The sequence below is a fragment of the Enterococcus sp. AZ067 genome (assembly GCF_051715005.1).
In the GTDB taxonomy this organism is placed as follows: domain Bacteria; phylum Bacillota; class Bacilli; order Lactobacillales; family Enterococcaceae; genus Enterococcus_D; species Enterococcus_D casseliflavus.
In genome coordinates, this window is the sequence record NZ_JBIOSY010000001.1 from 1,062,379 (window position 1) to 1,087,024 (window position 24,646).

At 42.7% G+C, this 24,646-nt stretch carries 18 protein-coding genes and 1 tRNA gene; 14 read left to right on the top strand and 5 right to left on the bottom strand.

Going from position 1 to position 24,646, the window contains the following annotated elements; genetic code table 11:
- Positions 1-355: 355 nt before the first annotated feature.
- Together IGI82_RS05040 and IGI82_RS05045 are read right to left on the bottom strand one after the other, a co-directional pair.
- Positions 356-1,960, bottom strand: coding sequence for an amidohydrolase (locus tag IGI82_RS05040; protein ID WP_413153609.1), 1,605 nt, complete (start codon positions 1,958-1,960; stop codon positions 356-358).
- Positions 1,961-3,040, bottom strand: coding sequence for an ABC transporter substrate-binding protein (locus tag IGI82_RS05045; protein ID WP_413153608.1), 1,080 nt, complete (start codon positions 3,038-3,040; stop codon positions 1,961-1,963).
- Between the two features lie 267 nt (positions 3,041-3,307).
- On the opposite strand from IGI82_RS05045, the gene IGI82_RS05050 reads away from it, so the two are divergent.
- The 4 genes from IGI82_RS05050 (at position 3,308) to IGI82_RS05065 (ending at position 6,576) form a co-directional block, all read left to right on the top strand.
- A complete protein-coding gene (locus IGI82_RS05050) occupies positions 3,308-4,276 on the top strand; it encodes an NADP-dependent oxidoreductase (RefSeq protein ID WP_438841811.1) in 969 nt (322 codons plus the stop codon).
- Positions 4,277-4,290: 14 nt separating this feature from the next.
- Positions 4,291-4,653: a TIGR02328 family protein gene (locus tag IGI82_RS05055; RefSeq protein WP_010747697.1), complete on the top strand. Its 363-nt coding sequence runs from the start codon at positions 4,291-4,293 to the stop codon at positions 4,651-4,653.
- 152 nt (positions 4,654-4,805) lie between these two features.
- Positions 4,806-5,867 (top strand): LLM class flavin-dependent oxidoreductase, encoded by a 1,062-nt coding sequence (locus IGI82_RS05060; RefSeq protein WP_034878423.1) that lies wholly within the window; start codon positions 4,806-4,808, stop codon positions 5,865-5,867.
- Complete coding sequence (locus IGI82_RS05065; protein ID WP_086373197.1) at positions 5,860-6,576, top strand: NADPH-dependent F420 reductase; 717 nt, start codon at positions 5,860-5,862, stop codon at positions 6,574-6,576. Before IGI82_RS05060 ends, IGI82_RS05065 begins: the two co-directional genes overlap by 8 nt.
- A gap of 234 nt (positions 6,577-6,810) precedes the next feature.
- On the opposite strand, the gene IGI82_RS05070 is transcribed toward IGI82_RS05065, so the two are convergent.
- A complete protein-coding gene (locus IGI82_RS05070) occupies positions 6,811-7,263 on the bottom strand; it encodes a DIP1984 family protein (RefSeq protein WP_005234539.1) in 453 nt (150 codons plus the stop codon).
- A gap of 562 nt (positions 7,264-7,825) precedes the next feature.
- On the opposite strand from IGI82_RS05070, the gene IGI82_RS05075 reads away from it, so the two are divergent.
- On the top strand, positions 7,826-9,478 hold the full coding sequence (locus IGI82_RS05075) for a peptide ABC transporter substrate-binding protein (protein WP_438841812.1): 1,653 nt from the start codon (positions 7,826-7,828) through the stop codon (positions 9,476-9,478).
- 93 nt (positions 9,479-9,571) lie between these two features.
- Here IGI82_RS05075 and IGI82_RS05080 read toward each other — a convergent pair.
- A tRNA-Leu gene (locus tag IGI82_RS05080) sits at positions 9,572-9,653 on the bottom strand.
- Between the two features lie 656 nt (positions 9,654-10,309).
- On the opposite strand from IGI82_RS05080, the gene IGI82_RS05085 reads away from it, so the two are divergent.
- The 3 genes from IGI82_RS05085 (at position 10,310) to IGI82_RS05095 (ending at position 14,124) form a co-directional block, all read left to right on the top strand.
- Positions 10,310-11,194: an ABC transporter ATP-binding protein gene (locus IGI82_RS05085; protein WP_438841813.1), complete on the top strand. Its 885-nt coding sequence runs from the start codon at positions 10,310-10,312 to the stop codon at positions 11,192-11,194.
- Positions 11,191-12,006: an ABC transporter permease subunit gene (locus IGI82_RS05090; protein WP_438841814.1), complete on the top strand. Its 816-nt coding sequence runs from the start codon at positions 11,191-11,193 to the stop codon at positions 12,004-12,006. Before IGI82_RS05085 ends, IGI82_RS05090 begins: the two co-directional genes overlap by 4 nt.
- A gap of 480 nt (positions 12,007-12,486) precedes the next feature.
- Entirely contained in the window at positions 12,487-14,124 is a 1,638-nt protein-coding gene (locus IGI82_RS05095) for an ABC transporter ATP-binding protein (protein WP_438841815.1), read from the top strand.
- A gap of 411 nt (positions 14,125-14,535) precedes the next feature.
- On the opposite strand, the gene ypfJ is transcribed toward IGI82_RS05095, so the two are convergent.
- On the bottom strand, positions 14,536-15,426 hold the full coding sequence (gene ypfJ / locus IGI82_RS05100; protein WP_010747705.1) for a KPN_02809 family neutral zinc metallopeptidase: 891 nt from the start codon (positions 15,424-15,426) through the stop codon (positions 14,536-14,538).
- Positions 15,427-15,627: 201 nt separating this feature from the next.
- Between ypfJ and IGI82_RS05105 the strand changes: the two genes are divergently transcribed.
- The 6 genes from IGI82_RS05105 to IGI82_RS05130 all read left to right on the top strand — a co-directional run bounded on the left by IGI82_RS05105 (position 15,628) and on the right by IGI82_RS05130 (position 24,526).
- Positions 15,628-17,268, top strand: coding sequence for a BglG family transcription antiterminator (locus tag IGI82_RS05105; protein WP_438841816.1), 1,641 nt, complete (start codon positions 15,628-15,630; stop codon positions 17,266-17,268).
- Complete coding sequence (locus tag IGI82_RS05110) at positions 17,265-17,693, top strand: PTS sugar transporter subunit IIA (protein ID WP_375818518.1); 429 nt, start codon at positions 17,265-17,267, stop codon at positions 17,691-17,693. The genes IGI82_RS05105 and IGI82_RS05110 overlap by 4 nt, the downstream gene beginning before the upstream one ends.
- A 12-nt stretch (positions 17,694-17,705) precedes the next feature.
- Positions 17,706-17,987, top strand: coding sequence for a PTS sugar transporter subunit IIB (locus IGI82_RS05115; protein WP_005225413.1), 282 nt, complete (start codon positions 17,706-17,708; stop codon positions 17,985-17,987).
- A 2-nt stretch (positions 17,988-17,989) separates the two neighbouring features.
- On the top strand, positions 17,990-19,240 hold the full coding sequence (locus IGI82_RS05120; RefSeq protein WP_015509221.1) for a PTS ascorbate transporter subunit IIC: 1,251 nt from the start codon (positions 17,990-17,992) through the stop codon (positions 19,238-19,240).
- Positions 19,241-19,978 carry an SIS domain-containing protein gene (locus IGI82_RS05125; RefSeq protein ID WP_438841817.1) on the top strand — a complete coding sequence of 246 codons (738 nt, stop codon included), beginning with the start codon at positions 19,241-19,243 and terminating at the stop codon, positions 19,976-19,978.
- Positions 19,979-20,377: 399 nt separating this feature from the next.
- Positions 20,378-24,526, top strand: coding sequence for a S8 family serine peptidase (locus IGI82_RS05130; protein WP_438841818.1), 4,149 nt, complete (start codon positions 20,378-20,380; stop codon positions 24,524-24,526).
- The last annotated feature ends 120 nt before the right edge of the window (positions 24,527-24,646 follow it).

Here is a 24,646-nt window from a genome sequence, read left to right on the forward strand (position 1 = left end):
TTTAAAAAACGATTGAAGGAGAAAGTAAGGGGTGATGGAATAGACCAATGATTGCTGTTAAAAGGAAAAAACTCCAAGGAAAAAGAGGCATGTTTCTGAATTTCCATCAAATAAAGAAACTGACAACTGCTTGAATTATTCTTTTGCTGCGCCAATCGAATAGACCAATCCACGCGAATCAAAATGGCCGAAAGAAAACCTATGATAAAGCATAGCTGCCAAGCAGGGAATCCATCGTAAGGGATAGGGGCAAGTACGAAAAGGGAGAGTGGTCCAAACTAAGCACCTGTTTCTGTATTTTTTGATCAAAGAAAAACACCAGACCTTGTACTTTCACAAGATCTGGTGGTTCATGTCAATTGCCCCAATAAACAAATCGCCCATCAAATACGGTCGCTTCAACGGTCGTTTGAAGCAATTCTTCGGCAGTCAAAGGCAAGATGTTTTGGGACAAAATACAAAGATCGGCTAAACAGCCAACTTCTAATCGCCCGATATCTTGCCGACTCAAGGCTTTGGCGGCGCCTGCGGTGTGGGCATAGAGGGCATCGGCGATGGAGATTTTTTCTTGTGGCATCAATCCGCCTGCTGGCTGGCCGTTTTTTTCCTGCCGAGCAACCGCATAATACAGCGAGTCTAAAGGAGTCACGTCGATCACGACTGGCGTATCAGTCCCAAAAGCCAAGGTTGCGCCTTGCTCTAGAAAGGACTGAAAAGGAAACATTTGACTGGCACGCTGAGGGCCTACTTCTTCATCGAGGGTCTCATAACCGACTAATAAATGGCTAGGCTGTACGGAGAGTACCAGTTGTTCTTGGCGAACTAGTGGCAGATCAGCGGCATCCATCACTTCCAAGTGTTCCAAAGTATTGGCTTTGCCTTTAGAAAGCGGGTGAGCAGCAGCACTTTCTTGATAAAAGAGGAGTGCTTGTCGAATCGCTTCATCACCGATGGTATGGATGCGCATCGGCCAGTCTTGCTGGTTGGCTTGTAAAATAAAGCGGCGCATCCGTTGAACATCGATCAACGGCATCCCGACATCACCAGCAAAATACGGTGTTTCATATTCCTTTTTTAAAAAAGCCGTGTGCGTACTCGTCACGCCATCAAAAAATTGTTTGACGCCGCCCATTTGTACTTTTTCGGAGCGATAAGTATGGTAAGTTTCTTTCAGTTGCGTGATGTCTTCTCGCATGGCTGGATAAAAGACAGCGCGCAAGGTCGCTTCTGCTTCTGTTTGCCGATAAAGAGTGGGGTAAACCAAATCGTCCCAGCTTTCTCCTGTCAAGGCAACATCACCGATCGTCGTAATGCCGTATTGATTGAGCTGCTTCATATAGGTCAGAAAGGCAGCAGGGCTTTGTGCTTGGAATGACTGTAAGACCTTTGCTAAATAATGAATGGCGATCGCTTCTAAAAAGCAGCCGCTTAATTGTCCGCTGTTTTCGTCAAGCAGTGCCTCCCCGCTGATCCCTGCTGGTAAGTTCTCAGGTGTGATCCCTAAAGCAGCGATCCCTTGGCTATTCAACCAAATACTGTGGGCATCACCTGAAATCAGCATGACAGGCGTGTCGGCACAATAGTTGTCGATCGAATCTTTCGTCGGGTAGACTTGCTGACCGAAATCACTGCTGAACCAGCCGATGCCGATTTTCCATCCATGGGTGATGGGCAAGGCGGGTACTTGCTGGGCAACGGCTTCTTCTGTCACTCCCGTAAGATGGGTCAGTGCCCCTTGATGGAGTAATGCGGAAAGATAAAAATGAACATGAGCATCAATAAAGCCTGGGATGATCATTTGTTCTTTGAGATCAATGACCTGGGTGTCTTCAGCAAGTGTTGGCAGCGCTGAAAGAGGACCTACAGCCGTGATTTTCTGGTCTTCTATCAGGAGAAAGCCCGCAAAAGTCGTTTTTGTTTTGGTATCAAAGATGTGTTCAGATTTTAGTAATAGTGACAATTATAATCCCAACTTCCATTCAAGGAAAAGATCGTTGTAAAGCTCAACCGCTTCTTTTCCTAAGTATTCATAATGTTCCATTTGTTCCATCGCACTTGGCTCAGGGTAGAAAGCCTTGTCAACAGTCAGTTCTACTGGCAGCATAGCTTTGGCCGATTCACTCGGCGTGGCGTAGCCCACGTATTCGGCATTTTGTGCGGCATTTTCTGGTCGCAGCATAAAATTGATGAAGGCGTAGGCTCCCTCAAGATTGCCAACGGTTTTCGGGATCGCAAAATTGTCTGTCCAAATCGCACCGCCGTCATTGGGAACGATATAGGTGACGGCAGGATTTTCCGCCATCACATAAGCGGCATCGCCCGAATATCCGATTCCTAAAGGGGCATCGTTGTTGATCATCAAGGTTTTGATCTCGTCGGTCAAAACTGCTTTGACATTGGGACGGATACTTTCCAGCTTCTTCAAGGCTTTGGCGACCTTGGTCGGGTCTTTTTCATTTTGGGAAAGACCGAGCGTCTGTAACGCGATTCCTAAGGTTTCGCGAGCACCATCCACCATCAATACATCATTTTTAAATGCAGGGTCCCATAAGTCACTCCAGCCATGGATCGAAGAAACATCAACTTCTTCAGTATTTGCCATGATTCCGATCGTGCCCCAAAAATAGGGGATCGAGTAGGTATTGTCAGGATCAAAGGCTTGATCCATCAAAAAAGGCGACAGATCTTCCGTTCCCGTCAATTTCTGATGGTCTAAAGGCACTAACAATCCTTCTTCGATCATTTTCGGAATGATCGATTCGCTAGGGAAAACCAAATCATAGCGCGAGCCGCCTTGTTTGATTTTCGTTTCCATCGCTTCGTTGGAGTCAAATGTATTATAAATCACTGAGTAACCAGTCTCAGTTTCGAATGTTTTGATCAGTTCGGGGTCAATATATTCGCCCCAATTGTAAATAATCACTGTATTTTTGTCGGACGACGTTGCTGCCCCCGATTCTTTCGTTAACACCGAAGCACCTAAAAACAGCAACGCGGTGATGCCGATCACACCGCCAAAAAATACCCACAACCTTTTCAATTCATCAATTCCTTCTTTCTCTACAATTTCGTATTTCTTGAGTAGCGTAATTGATTTTTAAAGAAAAGGCAATAAAAAAATGAAGAAAAAATAAACCCGTTTCTTTCAAGGCTTTGAAGGAGGAACGGCCAGGTGGCTGGGGCAGTTTCCAAACATATCATTTGTCAAATTCCCGCCTTTTGCCTAAGCTAGGGAAGTGAGAAATCAAGGGATGGAAAAACAGGAACCTCTCTTTGATGAAGAATGAATGTAAGGAGTGAAGCATCAATGGAAACACGTGCTGTCGTTATTGAAGCCTATGGTGGAAAAGACCAATTAAAAGAAGCAACGGTCCAATTACCAGAATTAAAAGCAAATCAATTATTAGTCAAAGTTGCCGCAACGTCCATCAACCCGATCGATTGGAAATTAAGAGAAGGCTATTTAAAACAAATGTTTCCGTGGGACTTCCCAATTATTTTAGGTTGGGATGTCGCAGGGGATATCGTAGAAATAGGTGATGACGTGACAGAGTTCAAAGTTGGTGATGCAATCTATGCCCGCCCTGAAACGACTCGTTTTGGGACGTATGCTGATTACGCCATCGTGGATGCTGAGTTAGCAGCGATCAAACCAGAAAACCAAAACTACGCAGAAGCAGCTGCAGTGCCATTAGCTGGTTTGACTGCTTACCAAGCGTTGTTTGAACACGGTTGTTTAAAAGAAGGGGAAAAAGTCTTGATCCATGCCGGAGCTGGCGGAGTTGGTACCTATGCGATCCAACTAGCAAAAGCAGCTGGCGCTTACGTCATCACGACGGCTAGTCCTCGTAACCATGAGTTATTGCAAAAACTTGGTGCCGATGAGATCATCGATTACCATACGACAGATTTTGAAGAAGTCTTGCAAGACATCGATTTGGTCTTTGATACGATGGGGGGCGACACCCAGAAGAAAAGTTTCACTGTCTTAAAACCTAAGGGCCGTCTGATCTCGATTTTGAGTATTGAAGACGAAGACTTGGCAAAAGAAAAAGACATCTTTGCCAAAGCAATTTGGTTACGAACCAACGGCAAACAATTGGCAGAATTGACAGAGCTGATCGAAGCAGAAAAAGTCAACAGTATCATCGGTGCAACCTTCCCATTGACAGCACAAGGAATTTACGATGCCCACGCATTGAGTGAGACACACCATGCAGTCGGCAAGATCGTTATTGAAAACCAAGACAATTTCATCAGCCAAGACGCAGAATAAAGGAGGCTGAACCGATGCGCTTATGGCATGAAGCGCTGATACCTGCTTTGCCTCGGCAGCAGCTGTTAGGCCAGCATCGTGAAGCAGCAGCCTTGCGGGGGCTAGGCTGGGGCAAGAAGCACGCAACCGTCGATTACGTTTTTACCCATCCGCCCTATAAATTGTTTCAATACCATCAGTTAGTGCTGGATGAAATGACCTATCGAGGCTATCGGCCAGCACCTGAATGGTACGATCCAGCGTATCGTGGCAAAAATCTGCCGCTGGAACCCTCCGTTCAAGCTGTTCCTTTGACTACGCCGATCTATCCAGAACATGATGAAGCATACTTGGAAGAATGCTTAGTGAATCTCCATAGTAAAGGGATCTATCTTTAAAGACCAAACACTTTCCTGAATTTTTGTTCGGGAAAGTGTTTTTTTGCTTTAAAATCGATAACTTACAAAAAGTAAGCATATTGTTCGCAACTTTTTTTGTTCCTTGTTATAGTGAGAACAGAGAATCAGTAATGAGAAATGAGGAAAAGAAAATGACCATCAATCACAGAAATCTTGAATTTGGGTTAGATACGTTTGGCGATCTAGCCTTTGATGATACAACGAAAGAACGGATCAGTTATAGCGAATCGTTGCGCAATATCGTGGCAGAAGGAAAATTAGCCGATGAAGTCGGCATCGATGTCATTGCCTTAGGGGAGCACCATCGGGAAGAATATTCGATCTCAAGTCCTGATACGGTACTAGCGGCTTTAGCGATGGTTACCAAAACCATCAAATTAGGTACCGGTGTAACTGTCTTGAGTTCGGATGATCCCGTGCGGGTCTACGAACGGTTTGCGACCGTTGACGCGTTGTCGAACGGTCGTGCACAAATCATGCTGGGACGAGGATCTTTTACTGAATCATTCCCTCTATTCGGCTATGACTTGCAAGATTATGAAGAACTATTTGAAGAAAAAACAGCGATGTTCAGTGAATTGAGAAAAGGCAAACCATTAACTTGGGAAGGCAAGTTCACGCAATCCTTAAAAAATGCCGACGTTTTTCCAAAAATCGAGGGACACCAATTAGATACCTATGTGGGTGTCGGTGGAACCCCTGAATCGATCATTCGTGCCGTCCGTTATGGGTTTCCCGTTATGTTAGCGATCATCGGTGGCGAACCTGCTCGTTTTGCGCCCTATGTTGACCTATATAAAAAGGCAGCGCAGCAACTAGGGCAACCGATTTTACCAATCGGCATGCACTCCCATGGTGTGATCGCCGACACCGATGAAGAAGCCTATGAAATCGGCTGGAACTACATCAAAAAGAGCATGGACAAAATCGGTCTTGATCGCGGCTGGCCAGCCATGAGCAAAGAGCGCTTTGACTTTGAAGTCGAACATGGGTCTTATTATGTAGGCAGTCCAGAAACCGTGGCGCAAAAAATCGCTCGTATGATGCCGCAAGTCGGAGTACAACGCTTTGATCTGGTATACGGTACTGGCGGCCAGCTGCAAAAAGACCGTTTCAAAACGATTGAATTGTATGGAACCAAAGTGATTCCACGGGTGAAAGAATTGTTGGCAGCAGGTGATGGCAATGCCTAAAACCATCGGTATTTTAGGCGCAGGCAAGTTAGGCTTAGCGCTCGCAAATCTTGGTGCCCAGGCGGGCTATCGGGTCTTGATCGCCAGTACGAAGCCAGCAGAAAAAATCGCCTTGTCCGTTTCTGTGTTGGCTCCGGGAGCGATCGCAAAAAATGCCGCTGAAGTGATGGCGGAAGCTCAAACGATCATTTTGGCAATCCCATTGAGTAAGTACCAACAGCTGCCGGCAGAAGCATTGGCTGGCAAGCTAGTGATCGATGCCATGAATTATTGGTGGGAAGTCGATGGCAAAGAAACAGAATACTCATCCATCGAGCAGACTTCTTCGGAACGTGTGCAACGCTATTTTTCCCAAAGTAAAGTAGTCAAAGGATTCAATCATATGGGGTACCACGACATCCAAGAGGAATCCTTGCTGACGAGAACGGCTGCTCAAGGAACTACCAAAAAAGCCATCGCCATTGCTGGTGATGACCAAACCGCCCTCGATCAGACAGACGAAATCGTTGCCGCTTTCGGTTTTGATCCCTTTCCTATCGGTGCTTTAGCTAATGGCATCATGTTAGAACCCGGCAGCCCTTTCTTCGGAGCCAATCAAAACAAAGAGGGATTGACGGCATTGATGAAGGAGTTTTGGAGCAGTGAGAAAGGGCAAGCGTTTCTGGCGCGTCCTTCCGCTGTGAGTAACAAGCAGCAGGCTTCGCAGTAAAAGAGCCGCCTCCATGTACGACTGGATACGATAAAAACAACCCTCTTCTCAAAAAAGAAGAGGGTTTTCCCATCCAGTCAAATCAGCACGTGGTCGCTAAAAAATACAATGTGATTGCTACGATTGTGATTCGTAAGCAGTGGTTGTTACGTTTACGTCTCTGCCAGACGTTCCATAGTGTACATATCAGCCTGTACCTGCTTTGTGCTCGCCTTTGACACCCACCCATATTGATTAAAGATCGACCAGCCAGTTGGTTTGTTGGATCTTTCCATCTAATTCTCGCAGCTGCTTGGCGGTCGCATTCAATTGCTCCGTTAGCGTTTTTGTATCGATCGTACGCACCAGTCGAATTTCGTTGCGACCTATTCGGGGAGCTGCTTTGGTTTCATCCAGTGCTTGCGTTAGCAGTGCATGCTTGCGGCGCAGCTGTTCTCGCTGTTCTAGTGCTTCCATCAGCAATAACGCACTATCTGCTAAAGAGGCAGTCGCATTTTTCCGATTGATGGCAACGACTAATTCTGAATATTGTTGATTGATCTCATCGTATTCCTTGAACAATTCTGTGATACTACGATCCAAGGTATCGCCTTCTTGGACTAACACACTGCTAGAGATCTCGTTACGTAATTGAAACAGACGATTGTTCAAATCCCGTCTTAAAAGTAACGCTTCTGCTAATTTCATTTTGGCACACTCCTTTTTACAAATGAGAACAGCTTATCTAGTTCTTATCCTAGAGAAGAACGTGATGAAAGGCAAGCAAGATGCAAAAAAAGGTCTGCCAGAAAAATCATAAAAAACTGAATATTCGCAATTCTTGTTGACTTCCAAAAACACCAATAGTATACTTTATAACAATCATGAAATAGACAAAAAAACGTCATTTACCTGTTTTTTAGATAAAAAGAAAGACGATGAAGAGAAGAGTAGCTTTGGAATCTGTTAGAAGAGAACCCGGATGGTGAGAAAGGGCAGCAGAAAAAAAGTGAAGATGAGCTCTGAGTGATCTGATTTGTTCACGCAAATCAGACGGAAAGCAGCCGTTATCGTGCCAAGTATCTTAGCGTACTGTTGAGGTGCCATTTGTGAGGATGGTGCGAAAAAGGGTGGTAACACGAAAATCTCGTCCCTTTGTTTGTCAAAATTGATAAGCAAAGGGATGAGGTTTTTTCTTTTTATCGATGAATGCGTTTTTTGCCGTCATGAAAAACACTTGCGTTGGTTGCGCAATCACATAGGAGGAAGAATGGAAATGATCTGGAAGAAGCGTTTATTGGTTGCAGCAGGAGTGATTGGGTTGACCCTTTCCGGCTGCACGACAACAGGAAATACCGAGGGATCAGAGGCTGAAACTAACGGAGCGCCGAATCAAGCGATTGCGGTGAGTCTACCGGCTGAGCTGACGACTCTCGATACGACTCAAACGACGGATAAAGCAACATTTACCATCGTTCAACATTTATTCGAAGGGCTTTACCGTTTCGATGAAAACAGTGAACCAGTTCCGGGCTTGGCAGAAGGAGTCGAAATCAGTGAAGATGGCAAAACCTATACCTTTACCTTGCGAGAGGATGCGAAGTGGAGCAATGGCGAAGCGATCACTTCAGCTGACTTTGCTTATGCGTGGAAAAAGTTAGTCGATCCAGCAACGATGGGACCTAACGCCTATTTGTTAGATAATGTAGTTAATAGTAAAGACATTCGTGAAGGCAATGCTGATATAGAAACGATTGGTCTGGAGACCCCAGATGACGCGACCTTTATCGTGCAGTTGGAGCAGCCACAGCCATCCTTTTTATCCTTGATTTCCATCGGCTGGTTGGCACCGCAAAACCAAGCCTTTGTTGAAGAAAAAGGCGAGACCTATGCCCGGACAAGTGAAGATTTGTTGTATTCTGGTCCCTTTACTTTAACCGATTGGCAACAGACAGGAGACGAGTGGACGCTAGTGAAAAACGACCAATACTACGATGCTGATGTCGTTCAATTGGAGGAGATCAAAGGCTCCACCATCAAAGAAGAAAATACGGGGATCCAATTGTTTGAAAGCGGCGACCTTGATTTGCAAAAAATCAGCGGGATCTACGTCCAACAATACGGGGACAATGAAGAGCTAGTTACGCAAAACGATGTGGCGAACTTTTTCTTAGACTTCAATAAAACCGCCAACGATGCCTTAGCAAATGTTCATGTGCGTAAAGCGATCGCGTTGGCGATCGACAAAGAAAGTCTCGTGGATAATGTGTTGAACGATGGAGCGAAAGTTTTAAATGGATTGATCCCTACCGGCTTAGCTGCGAATCCAAATACTGGCGAAGATTTTCGAGCATATAGCGGTGATTACAACCTGTATGATTTAGAGGCTGCCAAGGAAGAGTGGGAAAAAGCCCAAGCGGAAATTGGCGAAAGTACGACGCTGCGTTTGTTAGTGACAGATGATGACAATGGCCAAAAAATCGGGGAGTACTTGCAAAGCCAACTCCAAGAGAACTTGCCAGGCTTGTCGATCTCCATCAACAAACAGCCACGTGCCAGCTTGAATCAATCAAGAGCAAATAGTGATTATGAGCTTTCCGTTTCTGGCTGGATCGCTGGAAGCAGTGACATGGATATGTTCTTTATCTTATACAAAAACGGCGCTTCCTTTAACTACGGCGGCTATATCAATGAAGAATATACGGCGTTGACGGAAGATGCGCGCACCGTTCATGCCAATGACCCCGATCAATATTTTGAAGATTACAAAGCGGCAGAAGAAATTTTGTTGGAACAAGATGCTGCGCAAGTCCCTCTTTATCAAAGTGCTTCAAATTATCTGATCAAATCAAATGTTAAAGACATCCAATTCCCAGCTTATGGCGCGCATTTCTTTTTCCGCACCGCCTATGTTAGTGAATAAGGGGAAAAATAGTTGAATGAAACGCGCATGTTTATTCGATGAACATGCGCGTTTTGCAACAAAAAAAGCAGTTCAGAAAGCTGAACTGCTAAATGCGGAAGATGGGAGTTGAACCCACACGAGATAAACTCACACGCGCCTGAAGCGTGCGCGTCTGCCATTCCGCCACTTCCGCATAAGATAAAGATAATCCTTTCTAGGAAGAAAATCAAGTCCAATCTCACAAAAAGGAGCCCGCCAGCGGGGACTGGCGGGAAGGCGTAAAAATGAAAAAGTGTTAGGGTTGTTTGTTGGTATGCATTTATAATAGCGGGAAAATGTGAAAAAAAATTGACGAATCAAACAGAATTCTGAGAAGAAATCGCCAAGAAAAAGTGAAACCATCTAAAACAGTCAGAAGACAAAAAGGAGCCCACCAGCGGGGACTGGCGGGATAGGAGTAAAAATGAAAAAGTGTTAGGGTTGTTTGTTGGTATGCATTTATAATAGCGGGAAAATGTGAAAAAAAATTGACGAATCAAACAGAATTCTGAGAAGAAATCGCCAAGAAAAAGTGAAACTAGATAAAACAGTCAGAAGACAAAAAGGAGCCCGCCAGCGGGGACTGGCGGGATAGGAGTAAAAATGAAAAAGTGTTAGGGTTGTTTGTTGGTATGTATTGATAATAGCGGGAAAATGTGAAAAAAATAGGAAGAGAAAGCAATAGAAGTGTGTCAATCTGTTGATGATTTTCGTAAAAAATCCCAACGGAAGCCTTTTAGATCTTTGATTGACGGAAATACGAAATAAGGCTACACTGATGGCATCAAAGCAGTAAAAGGAGGGAACAGGATGGATGCCATTACGATCAACGGACTAAGCAAACAATACAATAAGAAGTACGCCATCGAGAATGTATCATTGCAAGTGGCAGAAGGAGAGATTTTTGGCTTTATCGGACCAAATGGTGCGGGAAAATCAACGACCATCAAAGTATTGTTGAATTTTATCAAACCAGATGCAGGACAGGCGGCGATTTTTGGACGAGATTGCCAACAAGCAGCCAAAGAGATCAAAACGTTTACTGGGTATGTTTCCAGTGATGTACGGTTTTATTCAAAAATGACGACAGCAGAACTACTGGCATTTACGGCGGATTTTCATCAAGTCAAGCAGCCAAAAAAAGAGATTCAGGAGTTGATGGAGCTTTTTCAAATTGATCCAAACAAATCGATCGCAGAACTTTCTTTAGGGAACAAGAAAAAAGTCGGGCTTGCGAGCGCCTTGATTGCACAACCGAGAATGTTGATTTTAGATGAGCCGACCAATGGATTAGATCCCTTGATCCAAAAACGGCTGTTTGAAGAGCTTCTCAGAAGAAACAAACAGGGGATGACGATTTTTCTATCCAGTCATGATCTGCATGAAATTCAGATCTATGCCCATCGGACCGCCTTTATTCGTGAAGGACAGATCATCACCGTGAAAGAACTGAGTGAGGAAGAAAATTTCGGCAAAGTTGTAACGCTCACGAATGAGGGTAGCCTCTCATTAGCCGGCTTGGAAAACGTACAGGTTCTTGCTCAGGAATCACACAGCTTGCGTTTTTTCTATCAAGGGGACATGAATCAGCTGGCACATTTTTTAACCAATCCTGCCATTAAAGAGTTCACGATCGAACACCCAACCCTTGAACAGCAATTTATGCTCCTGTATGAAGGAGGTTCTCAAAAATGACTTTAATGAAAATCGATCTTAAAAATACCTTCAAAGGCTGGCTAGTCTGGGCGATCCTTTTTGCAGCAATCATTTTTGCATTTACGGCTATCTATCCTCAAATGATCACGCCAGAAATGAAAACGTCGTTAGACCAGATGTTGGGCTCTTTCAGCCCAGAATTACTAGGCATCTTTAACATTCAACTGACAGGACCCTCAAGTTTGGTTTCTCCAACAGGTTTTTTCGGGTACTACTTTCAATACTTATTTATCGCTGCGTGTGTTTATGGGATGCTTTTAGGCTTGAACAGCCTGATCACTGAAGAATCAGAAGGAACGATCGAGTACTTGTATGCTCAGCCTATTAGCCGTAGAGAAATCGTTGGGTGGAAGTTCCTCGCTCGATTGTTGTTGCTGACTGGCTTTTGGCTGATTGCTTATGGCAGTAGTCTGGCCTCATTTGCTTTGTTCAAACTGCCAGAAGACGACCTGTCCGCTTTTATAGAAGAAATCAGCAAAATCTTCGTTGCCGAGTATGGTGTCTTAGTCTTTTTCCTCTGTCTAGGTTTCTTTTTATCCACGATCTTGCGTTCCAGCAAACAAACCGCCAGTGTCGGCTTAGGCTGCGTGTTCGGTCTGTATTTGCTCGGTATCGTGGGGGAACTCTACGATAAATTGGAATGGCTGGCAGGACTTTCACCCGTCCGCATGGCATTACCCGTCCAACTCATGGATAACGGCGCCACATCAGTCCTATGGGTACTGCTGATCGGTGTATTGTGTTTCTTTGGCACCTTTTACCGTTACGAGCGCAAAGACTTGCAGGTCTGAGCACATCCAATCAAAACCCAAAAAAAGAGCCTGTCAGCGGGGACTGACAGGCTCGAAATGTCGAAATGGTAAAATACTTACTGAAAAAACCTAAATAATTCATTTAAGAAATAATCGTTTATGAAATTTGACTAAAAGCAAAGAATGTTATGGAAAAAGTAGTGTGTATATGTTAATTTTAATAGAAAGCGCTTTCTCTTCTGTGTTTTCCTCCTTTTTTCTCAAAGAGACCCTCTATCTCCGTTTTGAACCATTGGAATAACTTCATGCTTTAAAACGAAAAGGATAGAAGCGAGGGGAGGTGTACGTACAGGGATTTTTATTTGATAAAGGAAAATGAACGTTTTGAGAAGAAGAAAGAGTTGCTCATTTGGTTGAATACTCATGAAGCAAAGGTCGCATCAAAAGAATGATTAACTAGGTTAGGAGTGATTTATTCGGTAAATGAACCTTCTGTATGAACTATTAATAAGTAGATTGATGAAGATAGTGATAGTAATTGTTCTTGTGCTGATAAGCTTACTCATTTCATTTTCGATCCCTTGGTTAAATAAGATATTACTAGATGAAATTTTAACGAATCAGCAATTTGATTTATTAAAATATATAGTTCCATTGTATGTGATAGCTGCTTTAGTCAGTATCCTATTAGCGTTAATCTTGCCTATTTTAAGTAGCAAAATCAACGAAGAAATTGTAGCAAATCTTAGAAAGCAGCTCAGTAGCCATTTTTTTTATGATGAGAATAATTCCCTGAGTTTTTCCACACAAGGTGACTTACTAAATGTTTATAATAAAAACATACCTGAAATAGCATCATTGATTTCGAAAACATTCAAAGATACCGTGGAGTACACCATAACACTAATTTCAACGATTAGTATCTTAGTTTATTTAGAGCCTAAGATAGCAATTCTCTCACTCCTGTCCATCCCATTCTATTTATTCTTACCTATAATTTTCAAAAGTAAAATCAAACAAGCTTCTTCGCTCGTTCAGAAAAAACAGGTAGAAATCAATGCAAAGATCGAAGAAGAGGCAGGGGGCTTCAATCAAATAAGGATTTTTAATAAACAAAGCCAGATTATTAAAACATTAAGTGAACTATTTGATTCTCTTATCCCTCTAAAAGTGCAACAAGTAAAGTATATCCGATATGCAAGTGCGACAATGGTTATTTATTGGGTAAACATGTTATTCGTACTATGGATTGGTGGCTCACAAGTCGTTAATGGGAGAATGACTATAGGTTCTTTATTGATACTTTTAAACTATGTTGACAGAATAGAATGGCCGATTACTCGACTTACTCAAGTAATGAGTGAATTTCAATCTGCGATTGTTTCCTGTGCGCGTTACTCAAAATATGTACCTGAAAAGCATGAACAGGTGATTAAAAATGAAGATGGTGTAACGTTAGATAGTATATATAAAATTGATCTTAAAAATATTAGCTATAAAGTTCATAATAGTCAAGATTATTTAATAAAAGATAGTAGCTTTTCTATTACGTTGGGTGAAAAAATATGTATAACAGGCAAAAGTGGAGTTGGCAAGACCACATTCGTTCATTTAATGCTAGGATTTCTCAAGCAAACAGAAGGAATAATTGAGATGAATGGTGTCGATTTTGAGAGGCTAAACCTGTATAGCATCAGAGAGTGCATAGGATTTATGTCACAAGACATTTTTCTGTTTGAAACCTCACTTTTGGAAAACATCAAATTTGGTTCTTCCGATCCTAACGTAACGGAGGCGCAGGTGATTGAAGCAGCGAAGAAAGCACAAGCACACGAGTTTATCATTAAGTTACCTGATGGCTACGAAAGTATTTATAAAAAAGATATGAATCTATCTACAGGGCAAAAACAAAGAATTGCTTTAAGCAGGATAATACTTAGAAATCCTGACGTTATTATTCTAGATGAACCTACCTCTTCTTTAGACATGAAAACAAGTAACGAAATTTACAAAGCAATATTTGACATTTTTGGTGAGAAAAAGATTTTGATTGTAATTACACACCAAGAACTTTCAACCGTGAAATTTGATCGCTATTATCGAATGGAAGACAGGAGTTTGACTATGATCAAGAACAATGGGGAACGATTGCGATAAGCTTACGCATTACCCGTCCAACTCATGGATAACGGCGCCACATCAGTCCTATGGGTACTGCTGATCGGTGTATTGTGTTTCTTTGGCACCTTTTACCGTTACGAGCGCAAAGACTTGCAGGTCTGAGTATATCAATCAAAAGACAAAAAAAGAGCCTGTCAGCGGGGACTGACAGGCAAAGGAGTAAAAATGAAAAAGTGTTAGGGTTGTTTGTTGGTATGCTTATATAATAGTCTCGAAATGTGAAAAAAGTATGACGAAGCAGGCACGTTTTTGCGAAAAAATCATTGCGAAAGTTAAGAAAGCGTAAAGCGTCCCTTCACCAAAAGGCTTGAAGGGGCAACAAGAACCTAAAATCACTCCGAAGCAGCAGGCGGTTCATGCTGTTTCGGAGTGATTTTTTAGTTGAAGCTACTTGCTCAAGTCAAGGCTATCGACATTAAAGGTGTCGCCATGTGCTAAGTCACCATAACGATAGCCACGGTTAAACCAGTCCACGCGTTGCTGCGATGTGCCGTGCGTAAAACTATCTGGAACAACATAGCCTTGGTATTCTTTTTGCAGCGTATCATCCCCGATGGCATTGGCAGCTGTGATTGCTTCTTGAATGTCGCCAGCTTCTAAGATCGGTTGTCCTTGATAGGTTTCGCCTTGCAAGTATTTCGCAAAAGTACCAGCTAAGTAGTCAGCTTGCAGTTCCAAACGAACGCTGTACTGATTGTATTCCTTTTCTGAAACTTGCTGGCGGATTTTGTCCAATTGTTGGGTGATCCCCAGCTCATTTTGCACATGATGACCGACTTCATGGGCGATGACATAGGCCATTGCGAAGTCGCCGCTTGCGCCATATTTATCGGAAAGCTCATTGGCAAAGCTAAGATCAAGGTACACATTCTCATCTGCTGGGCAATAAAACGGACCAACCTGTGACGTGGCATAGCCGCATGCCGACTGCACGCTTCCCGTAAATAATACGAGTGTCGGGTCTTGATAGGTTTCTTGCCGCTCTTGAAAAACGTCTTGCCAATAATCTTCTAAATAGCCGAATACGACTGCGGAAAACTCTTTTTCCTCCGTGTACTCACTGGTGCCCACATTTTCTGTCTGGTAATTGGCTGCTTGACCGCTGCCACCCAAGACATCCGGCAGCGAATTTAAATCACCACCGCTAAACAGGAAAAATAAAACAGCGATGATCACCGTACCGATCCCGCCACCAGCAGCCAGCATCCCGCCTGAGCCAGATGATCGCCCCGTTCGATCATCGACATTTCTGCTTTGTCTACCCCCACGCCATTTCATGTTATCTCCTCCTATATAAATCCTAGCTTAATTATAAGAGAAAGGCGGCAGATTGTGAAAAAAAGCGCCTTGAAATTGTTATAAAATGCCTGCAGGAGCCTTGAAAATCAAAGTGTACACTCCTTTTAATCATTCTTTAATCTAACAATTAGCCTTCTAATTTGGTACAGTAGCAATAAAATAGAGGTAGAGGGTGAGCGTATGAAAATGAATTATTCGGGGACATCGGAACGAAGGATTTTGATTTTTAAACGGTTGATTGCTGGCGAGCACCTCAGCTATCAGCAGTTAGCAGAGGATTATTTCGTTTCCCGTAGCAGTATTGCAAAAGATATTTCTTATTTAAAAGAACTGTTTCAAAAAGAAAGCTTACGTCTGAGATTTGATAATTCAGGTACATTTTTTGAAGGAAGTGAATCCCAGATCCATCGGGTGCTGAAACGCTTTTGCTTAATGATGCTGGATCAACCAGCGGCGTTTTCCTTGTTGGTGGAACCTGAGAAATACCAGGAAGTAAATCAGGCGTTTCGTCGAGCGTTAGTGGAAAAACAAGTGGAAATGCCCGACAGCTATATCCAAAGTATCGTCCTTTCCATCGTGCTGCTGATCGAACGGGCGAGTCATGCGGAAAACTTAGTGATTGAAGAAAATCGTCAAGTGGGGAAACTGTTTTTGGAGTTCGACAAATATCCGTTAGTTTATGAGCTACTGAAAGAAATCGAAGAACAGCACATTTATCAATTTTCACCAAAAGAAGTGCAATATCTAACCTACCTGATTGTCGGTAGCGGCTTGAAATTTTTTATGAAAAGTGAAAAAGTTCCTTTCGTCTTTCGGGGAAAAGTGCGCAACTTGATTCAAAAAATCAGCGAAGGCTTAGGCACCGACTTGACCCAAGACAATCGATTGGAAGAAGATGTGACGATCCATCTGTATCAACTGCTGTTGCGGATCGAAGCGCAAACCACAGTCATCAACCCTTTGTTAGAGGAAATCAAACAAAACTATCCTGCCTTGTATGGCGTGGTCTGGTTCTCGCTCCATGATTTTTTGAAAGCGTATCAAGTGGGGATCTCTGATGATGAGATCGGATTTGTCACGATACATTTTCAAGCAGCGATCGAGCGAATGCGCCGCATGAACAAAATCATTTTTGTCTGTCCCAATGGCGTCGGCACTAGCTCGTTTGTCTCTGCGAAAATTCGTCGCATTCTGCCAGAGATCGACAGTATCGAAACCGTTTCAGTAGAAAAATTAAAGCAGATGGACATCTCGGCGATCGATTTTATTATTTCAACCATCGATCTTGTCGGGATTCAAAAACCTGTGGTGAGGATCTCGCCTATGGTGACCAATCGTGACATGAAGCGGATCATGAATCACTACATCGATTTAGTCATCGATAATGAGGCGGCGGTCGATCAAAATGGTTTACTTCTTCAAGCCCAATCGATGATCCAGCCAACGGTCTTTTTCGAGCGATTTGCCAGCAAAACAGAAGCCATCAATTTTCTGATCGAACAAACCCCTTTTAGTGATGAAAAACGAAAAGCGAAGTTTCAGCAATCCGTCATTGAAAGAGAGCAGCTACAATCAACCTATTTAGATAATGGCTTTGCCATCCCTCATGGCAATCCGAATTATGTCGAAAAAACAGCGATCTCGATCCTGCTTTTGGATCAGCCAGTAGAATGGGGCAACCAAAAAGCCGACATCATTATTTTATTGATGATCCGAGAGGATGAGACGCAAAAGGTGGAACCAATGATGAAATTGATCATGCAAGGAATCGAAAACAAAGAATGGTTCCTATCAAAAATGTTGGAGGTTAAATCAGAATGAAAGTGAAGGATTCTTTGCCTGAAAAGCATATACAAACGGATGAGACAGTGGCAGATTGGCGCTCAGCCGTAAAAATAGCCAGCCAGCCCTTGCTGGATGAAGCGCTGATTACGTCAGCTTACATCGAAGCGATGATTCAAAGCGTGGAAGAAAATGGTCCTTATATGGTGTTGGCGGATTACTTTGCGCTGATGCATGCCCGTCCTGGAGAAGGGGTTTTGGAACAAAGTATGAGCCTTTTAGTAACGAAACAGCCCATCGATCTTGAGGGCAAACCGGTGCGGATATTTCTTGTCTTAGCCGCCGCAGATAGTCAAAGCCATCTAGAAAGCTTGAAAGAGATCATGGCGATCTTTATGGATGAAGAAAAATACAACGTGATATTAAATGGCGATCGGGAACAAATTTGTCAATTATTCCAATAGGAGGAAAAAGATATGAAAATTTTAGCAGTATGTGGATTTGGTGTAGGAAGCTCAATGGTATTGAAAATGACGATCGACAAGGTGATCAAAGAGTTAGGGTTGACGGCAACTGCCGAGAATACTGATTTATCGACGGCAAAAGCGACACCAGCAGATGTTTATTTTACGAGTAATGAATTATTGAATGAGTTAAAAGCATCCGTGAAAGCACCCGTTTATCCAATCAAAAAGTATATGGATAAAGAAGAAGTCAAACAGCAAATGGAAAAATTTTTAGCTGAAAGAGAGGGATAATCATGAATTTTGTCACGGATTATATTTTAAAAAATCCGCCAGTCCTACTGGGGATCATTGCCATGATTGGGTTATTGGTACAAAGAAAACCTTTTGCAGAAGTCGTTAAAGGAACCTTAACAGCTTCCTTCGGGATGGTGGCATTGACGGCTGGGGTAAATATGTTGGTGGGAACGATCGCACCGATCAATGCAGCGGTTCAAACCCAATTAGGCGTTGCTGTGTCAGATGGACTCTCTGACATCACCTTTACGGCAGAATACGGCGGAACAGTTGGTTTAGCGATGTTTTTCGGACTTGTCATTCATTTATTGATTGCTCGCTTTACACCTGTGAAGACGATTTTCCTCACCGGTCACATGTTGTGGTGGTTCCCGTTCGTCATCGTCGCTGGGGGCGTTGAAGGCGGACTTACCGGAATCCCATTGTTGATTTTAGGGGCGGTTCTATCTGCTTGTTACTGGTCCTTCATGCCATGGATCATGCGTAAATATGTATGGGATGCCACAGGCGATGATTCATTCTTGATCGGTCATCCAACGGGGATCTTGTCATTGGTTTCAGGCTTTGTTGCAAAACGGGTCGGAAACAAAGAAAAATCGACGGAAGATTTGAAAGTGCCAGAAAATCTCTCGTTTTTCCGTGAAATATCGATTACTGGCGCGTTAGTGATGTTTTTGATGAATATCGTTATCGGTTTGATTGCGCCCGTATTAGTTCCTGAAGGGGGCAACTTGGTGATGTTTGCGGTTGATGCTGGCTTGAACTTCGGTGCAGGACTATTGATCATGTTGTATGGGGTACGTCTATTGATCAACCAAATCATTCCCGCCTTTCAAGGGATCGCAGAAAAAGTCGTTCCTGGAGCGAAACCAGCTTTTGATGTGCCCATCTTGTTCAACTATCGTCCAAATGCTGTAATCATCGGCTTTATCGTGGCGATGATCACCTCAACGATTTTAGTGGTCATTGCCAATACGACCAACGTCTTTGGTATTTTGATCGTTCCTTTAGTCATCACCAGCTTCTTTGAATGTGGCGGTGCTGCGGTGATTGGCGAAGGACAAGGGGGCTTGCGAGGTGCCATTATTGGTACGATCACAGCTTCTGTCGTTATGGTAGCACTCGTTGGGATCTCTGCAGCGTTGTTCTCAACGACGATTCAAAACTGGATCTTGATTTTCGGTGGGAACGATTTATCTCTATGGGGCATCCTTGGTGAATTGATCGGCAAGCTGTTTGGAGGGTTTTAAATGTTTCAATACTTTGAAAAAGCAAAAGAATTATTGTCTATTGTAGAAGAAAAAGAAGCACCAGCGATTGAGCAAGCCATTGAATTACTGACGCAAGCCAACTTGACCAAAAAAGCCATCTACATTTTTGGCGCAAGTCACGCTGGGATCTTAGCTGAAGAGATGTATTATCGAGCAGGTGGCATGATGACCATCAATGCGATCTTTGGAAGAGAACTGATGCTTGATCGCAGCCCAATCACCTTCACTAGTAAAATGGAGCGTTTAGAAGGCTACGGTAGTGCCTTGGCGGCGACCCAACCCTTTACAGCAGGTGATGTGCTGATCTTGCATTCGGTGTCTGGGCGAAACCCAGTTATCATCGATATGGCGCTTCATGCTAAAGAAAAAGGGGTCAAGATCATCGCATTAACGAACCTTACCTATTCGAAAACAGTCAGAAGCCGCCATACATCAGGCTTGCGTTTATTTGAAACGGCGGATATCGTCATCGACAATCATGGGGAGATTGGCGATGCTGCGTGTACGATTCCTGACGTCGAACAAAAAGTCGGCCCCACATCCACCGTAGTCGGTGCAACGATCTTAAATGCGATCATCGTTGAAGTTTGCCAAAAACTAAAAGAAGCCGGTGTCGACTATCCGCCGATTTTTTATTCAGCGAACCTAGATGGCGGGGATGAATTGAACCAGTCCCTGTTTGAAAAGTACCAAGAAGCGATCCATTATCAGCTGTAAGTCAAGAGTTAGTCGTTCCTTAGCGAAATAAGACGGTCAAAGAAACCATTCAAGACATTTTCTCCTTGCGAGAGAATGTCTTTTTTTGCTTACTTGTTAGAAAAGGGCCGGAGCATAGGGATGAAAAAGCGATTCAAGCAAAGAAGGCTTAAACTGGAATTATGTATTTTTACTTAATAATGGTCTTTAAAAATAAAATTATATAAAATATTAGCTAAAATATGAATAAAATACTACAAAAACGATTGTTGTTTAACTTCCCGCTCGGTATAATTAGCTTGGGAGCTACAGCAAGACAACAAATAATGAATAAAAAATCTACAAACCGTTGATTAGAAAGGAGCAGCTTATGGAGTAGGTAGTGGGTATCAATTTTTCGATAAGAAGGAGAGGAAGAATATGAAAAAAGAAAAGAGAATGTTAGGTGATAAAAGTTATTGTGAAGAAACAGACAAGCGAAGGAGTCGGAAACTACATAAGTATCTGCTTGTCGGACTGATCGTTGTCCTTGTACTTAATCTATTTCCATTTGGTCGTTATGCTGACAATGTGGTAGAAGCCGTTACTTCTACAGAACAAAAGCAAAATAGTGAAGATGGTATCGAATATACAGAGATTCATTCAGCAGAAGAATTAGATACCTTAATACGTAAGGAACTAAACGGGAATTTTAAGCTAGTTAAGGACATTGATCTATCCGACTATCGTTCTAATACAAATACTGCGAATCAAGGATGGCTACCGATCCCAAACTTTACGGGTGTGTTCAATGGTAATGGCCATACGATCAGTGGGTTGCGGATAAATCGAACAGGTAGTAGTTTTTTAGGTTTATTTGGTTCAGTCAATGGAGCGACAATCAAAAATGTGACCGTTGCACTTGGTGGAGATATCCTAGGATCTTCCGCTGTTGGTGTCATTGCAGGGCGAACGACGCATGTAACAAACAATGGTGCCGTTTTAGAAAACAATCAGGTGATTGGCAACGGGCATACAGTTAGAGCCACGGCGCTGCTTGGGTATGCCGGCGGGCTGATTGGTTATTCTGGAGATAATACACGACTGGAAAATAATCAGGTAGAACATATCAATGTCCTGACAAATGGCGTTAGCAATTACGCCGGAGGACTTGTCGGTGCTGCTCGTAACTCTTCATTATTCGATAATGCAATCAATCGTGCCAAGGTAGAGGCGTATTCCTATGCTGGAGGGATAGCTGGGGTTACTTATGGATACTCTGCTCAGGCGCACAGCAATGGCACATTAGTAACGAAAAACATTGTCGATACTGAAAGCAGTGTACAGGGAAGAGGCTCCTATGCCGGAGGGGCATTTGGGGCAATTTATGAAGGAAGTGAAGTGCGGCAAACACTGACACATGCGAAAGTAATCGGCAAAGGGTCCTACAATGGCGGCTTTGCTGGAGTCATTTACGATCGTTCAACGGTTGACCAATCTGCGGCTTATGGTTCTGTCGAGGCTGTGCGCTATACAGGGGGCTTTGTCGGAGCGTTGTATAACTCGGCCTCTGTAAGTAATTCTTACGCACGAGGAGCAGTGACTGGAACAACCGAACTAGGTGGCTTTGTTGGTACATTCTATGATTCAGCGATCATTGAAAACAGCTATGCAGCGAATACGATCCATACGGATGAAAGAAATCAAGAGCGTGCAGGTGCTTTTGCCGGTCAACATCTTGGCACACGGCAACAATATGCAGGGACGAATTATTTTGATCAGCAAATAGCTGGTATCACACAAAATTTAAGTAATGCCGGCGGCGAGCAAACGAGTGGTGCTAGACCTCAAGGAAAAGATACGCAAGAATTTTCACAGTCAGGGACATTCGATGGGTGGGACTTTGAAGATACTTGGATCATTGATAAGGGCTATCCAGTATTTCAATTTTCTTATAAAGAACCTGACATTCCAAAGGAGATCGAAGAACCCATGATCATTGTTCATACAGCGTTTCCAGAAGGAGAAGTCACTGTCCCATTCATTGACATTGAGTATACAGCAACTCCAACAATAGGCAATGAGATTATAGAAGTCTATGTGAAGATCAACGGTAATTTTGATAGTTATTTGTATCTGAAAGGCGGGAATGGTATTACGCCCAAGGGTGAGTTGGGTACAGGGAGAGTCTTTTTCCGACCGATACAAGGAGAAAATCATATTGAGGTCGTGGCTTTTGATAGTAGTGGTGTGACAGGAAGTTATAAAGTTGATCAACCTGTGAAAGTGGTGGAACATCCTGTTCCAGATTCACCAAAACCAGAAGAAATTAGTACGGAGTTCTTTTGGGAAGATGAACGCACCTTTGTGAATAATCGCTTCCAGTTATGGCTTACAGGAGCTACCGTTGAGAAAAGAAAAAATGTAACGCCAGAGATGATTGAAGAAGCACTTGCTTCCATTGATGCCACTTTATTGATCGAACCTGATTGGCTCGGTCAGCTTACTGTTCAAGTGAAAGAAAGTACAGCAGAAGAGCTGATTGAAATGATTGAAGATATGATAGAAAATTTCCCAGAAGTCTTTGAAGATGGAAATCTTGATACATTAGATGATGCATCAATCAACGAAGTCACCCCTGTGGAAACACTGAGCAATAAGGAATATTTTCCTGACGATCCTTGGTGGAATAACGGTGAATGGGGGCTACGTGCGATTAATTTACCCGAAGCATGGGCGTCATTTGGCACACATGAAAGGGAGAATGTCAAAGTAGGGATTATCGATGATGGTGTATGGGGGAAGCATGAGGACCTACAAATACCAGCTGAAAATATACAAAATGATCCAAACGCTAAAATAAAGACGGATCTATTTACAGCCGATCATGGTACGCATGTTATGGGAACGATCGGAGCCATTCAAGATAATCAACTAGGAGTCAGTGGAGTGATTAATATTTCACGACAGAATCTTCTTAGTTATAATTCCTTTGATACGATAGGTTCAGAAATAAGGGAAGACGAATATGGTAATAAGGTAAAGGTGTATAAACTCTTAACTAGTAATTCTGCTCAATTAAGTGGTTTAAAATGGAATGTCGAAAATGGGGTCCAAGTTGTAAATGTGAGTATTGGTGCGAGAGGACTTCGCTTTCCACAATTGGGACATTTTAATCCTTTCATTAGAAAAACTCAACGATTAGTTGATGAAAACTATGAGTTTGTTATTGTACATTCTGCAGGCAATAGTGCAGCGGATGCTAGAAACAATCAATCTTTTTCACATATAGGAGAAAACCATCCATTAAGAGAACGTATTATAACAGTCGGAGCAACAATGAATTTGAACAATCAAATTGAAATGTGGAGCAGTTCAAATTATGGAACGATTATAGATGTTGTTGCTCCAGGGCATAAGATAAAAAGTGCTTCATCGGTTAGCAAAGACTTATATGTTAATAAAAACGGTACTTCCATGGCAGCACCTCATGTTGCTGGTCTTGCCGCTCTTGTCTGGTCGGAAAATCCAGGGCTTAGGAGTGCACAGGTTAAGGAAGTCATTACAGAATCTGCAAAAGAGTCAGGCACAAAAGTCGAAGATACTAGGGAAAAAACACCTAAATCGATTTATCACCAAGTGGATGCTGAGGCTGCTTTAAATAAAGCTCGTGGTGTGGATAAACAGATTGGAAGTATTGTGATTCATGGGAATGTTAGTTTGAACTATAGCAGTAATACAGTAGCGGGGGCACGTGTTCGATTGTATCAGGATAATGAGATTTTAGAACAAACATGGACAAATTCATCAGGAAAGTTTTATTTTTTTGGTCAAGCTCCTGGTCACAATTATCGAATAACAGTCCACCATCCTTGGTATGCAGCAGGTAGAGTCAATAATATTTCAACTACTGCTGGTAGTGTAACTACGGATGTAGGCACAATAATTTTACAGGAATCATTTTATACTGGAATCGACACTGTATTTTTACTCGATGATTCCAGTAGTATTAGTTCAAATGATTTTTCGCGTATGATCAACGAAACTCGATCACTATTTTTGGATGAGAATGCTTTCACTAATGATGATCGCATTGGTTTATTCACTTTTAATTCAAGGGTGACAAAGCATTTCTCATTTTTAAATCCGTTACTTGCTGCAGATCAGCTTCCTAGGCGAGTTGGCGGTAATACTGCCTTAAACCAAGCAATCGCACAAGGTAATCAAGAATTTGAACAGTATGGACGAAAAAGCGCCAAAAAAGTAATGGTTGTTCTTACAGATGGCCACAATAATATTTCAGGTCCACCAGAGGCAGAATTGATCCAACAGGCTAAAGAAAACGATGTAACAATTTATTCTATAGGGGTGGGGAATGGTCTTAATCAGCGCTTTCTCGATAATGTTGCAAGGGAAACAGGTGGTGAATTCTTCCATATCTCTAACTTTCAACAATTAGCAGAAATTTTTGAAAAAATTCGTTATGAACTATTTGACGAAGATATTCAAAAGCTGCAAATCGAACTCTCAGAAACTAGTGCTCACAATCTTCAGACGACCAATGTGGAGTCTGAACGTTTAGCAGCATAAGAATCTTTATAAGGAATCTGAATTTGTTGTTCATCAAATGGTTGTCAATTAGTTGATGTTTAACTAATGAAAAAATAATCATTTGATGAACATTTTTCATAAACTTCCAAAACCTTAGAT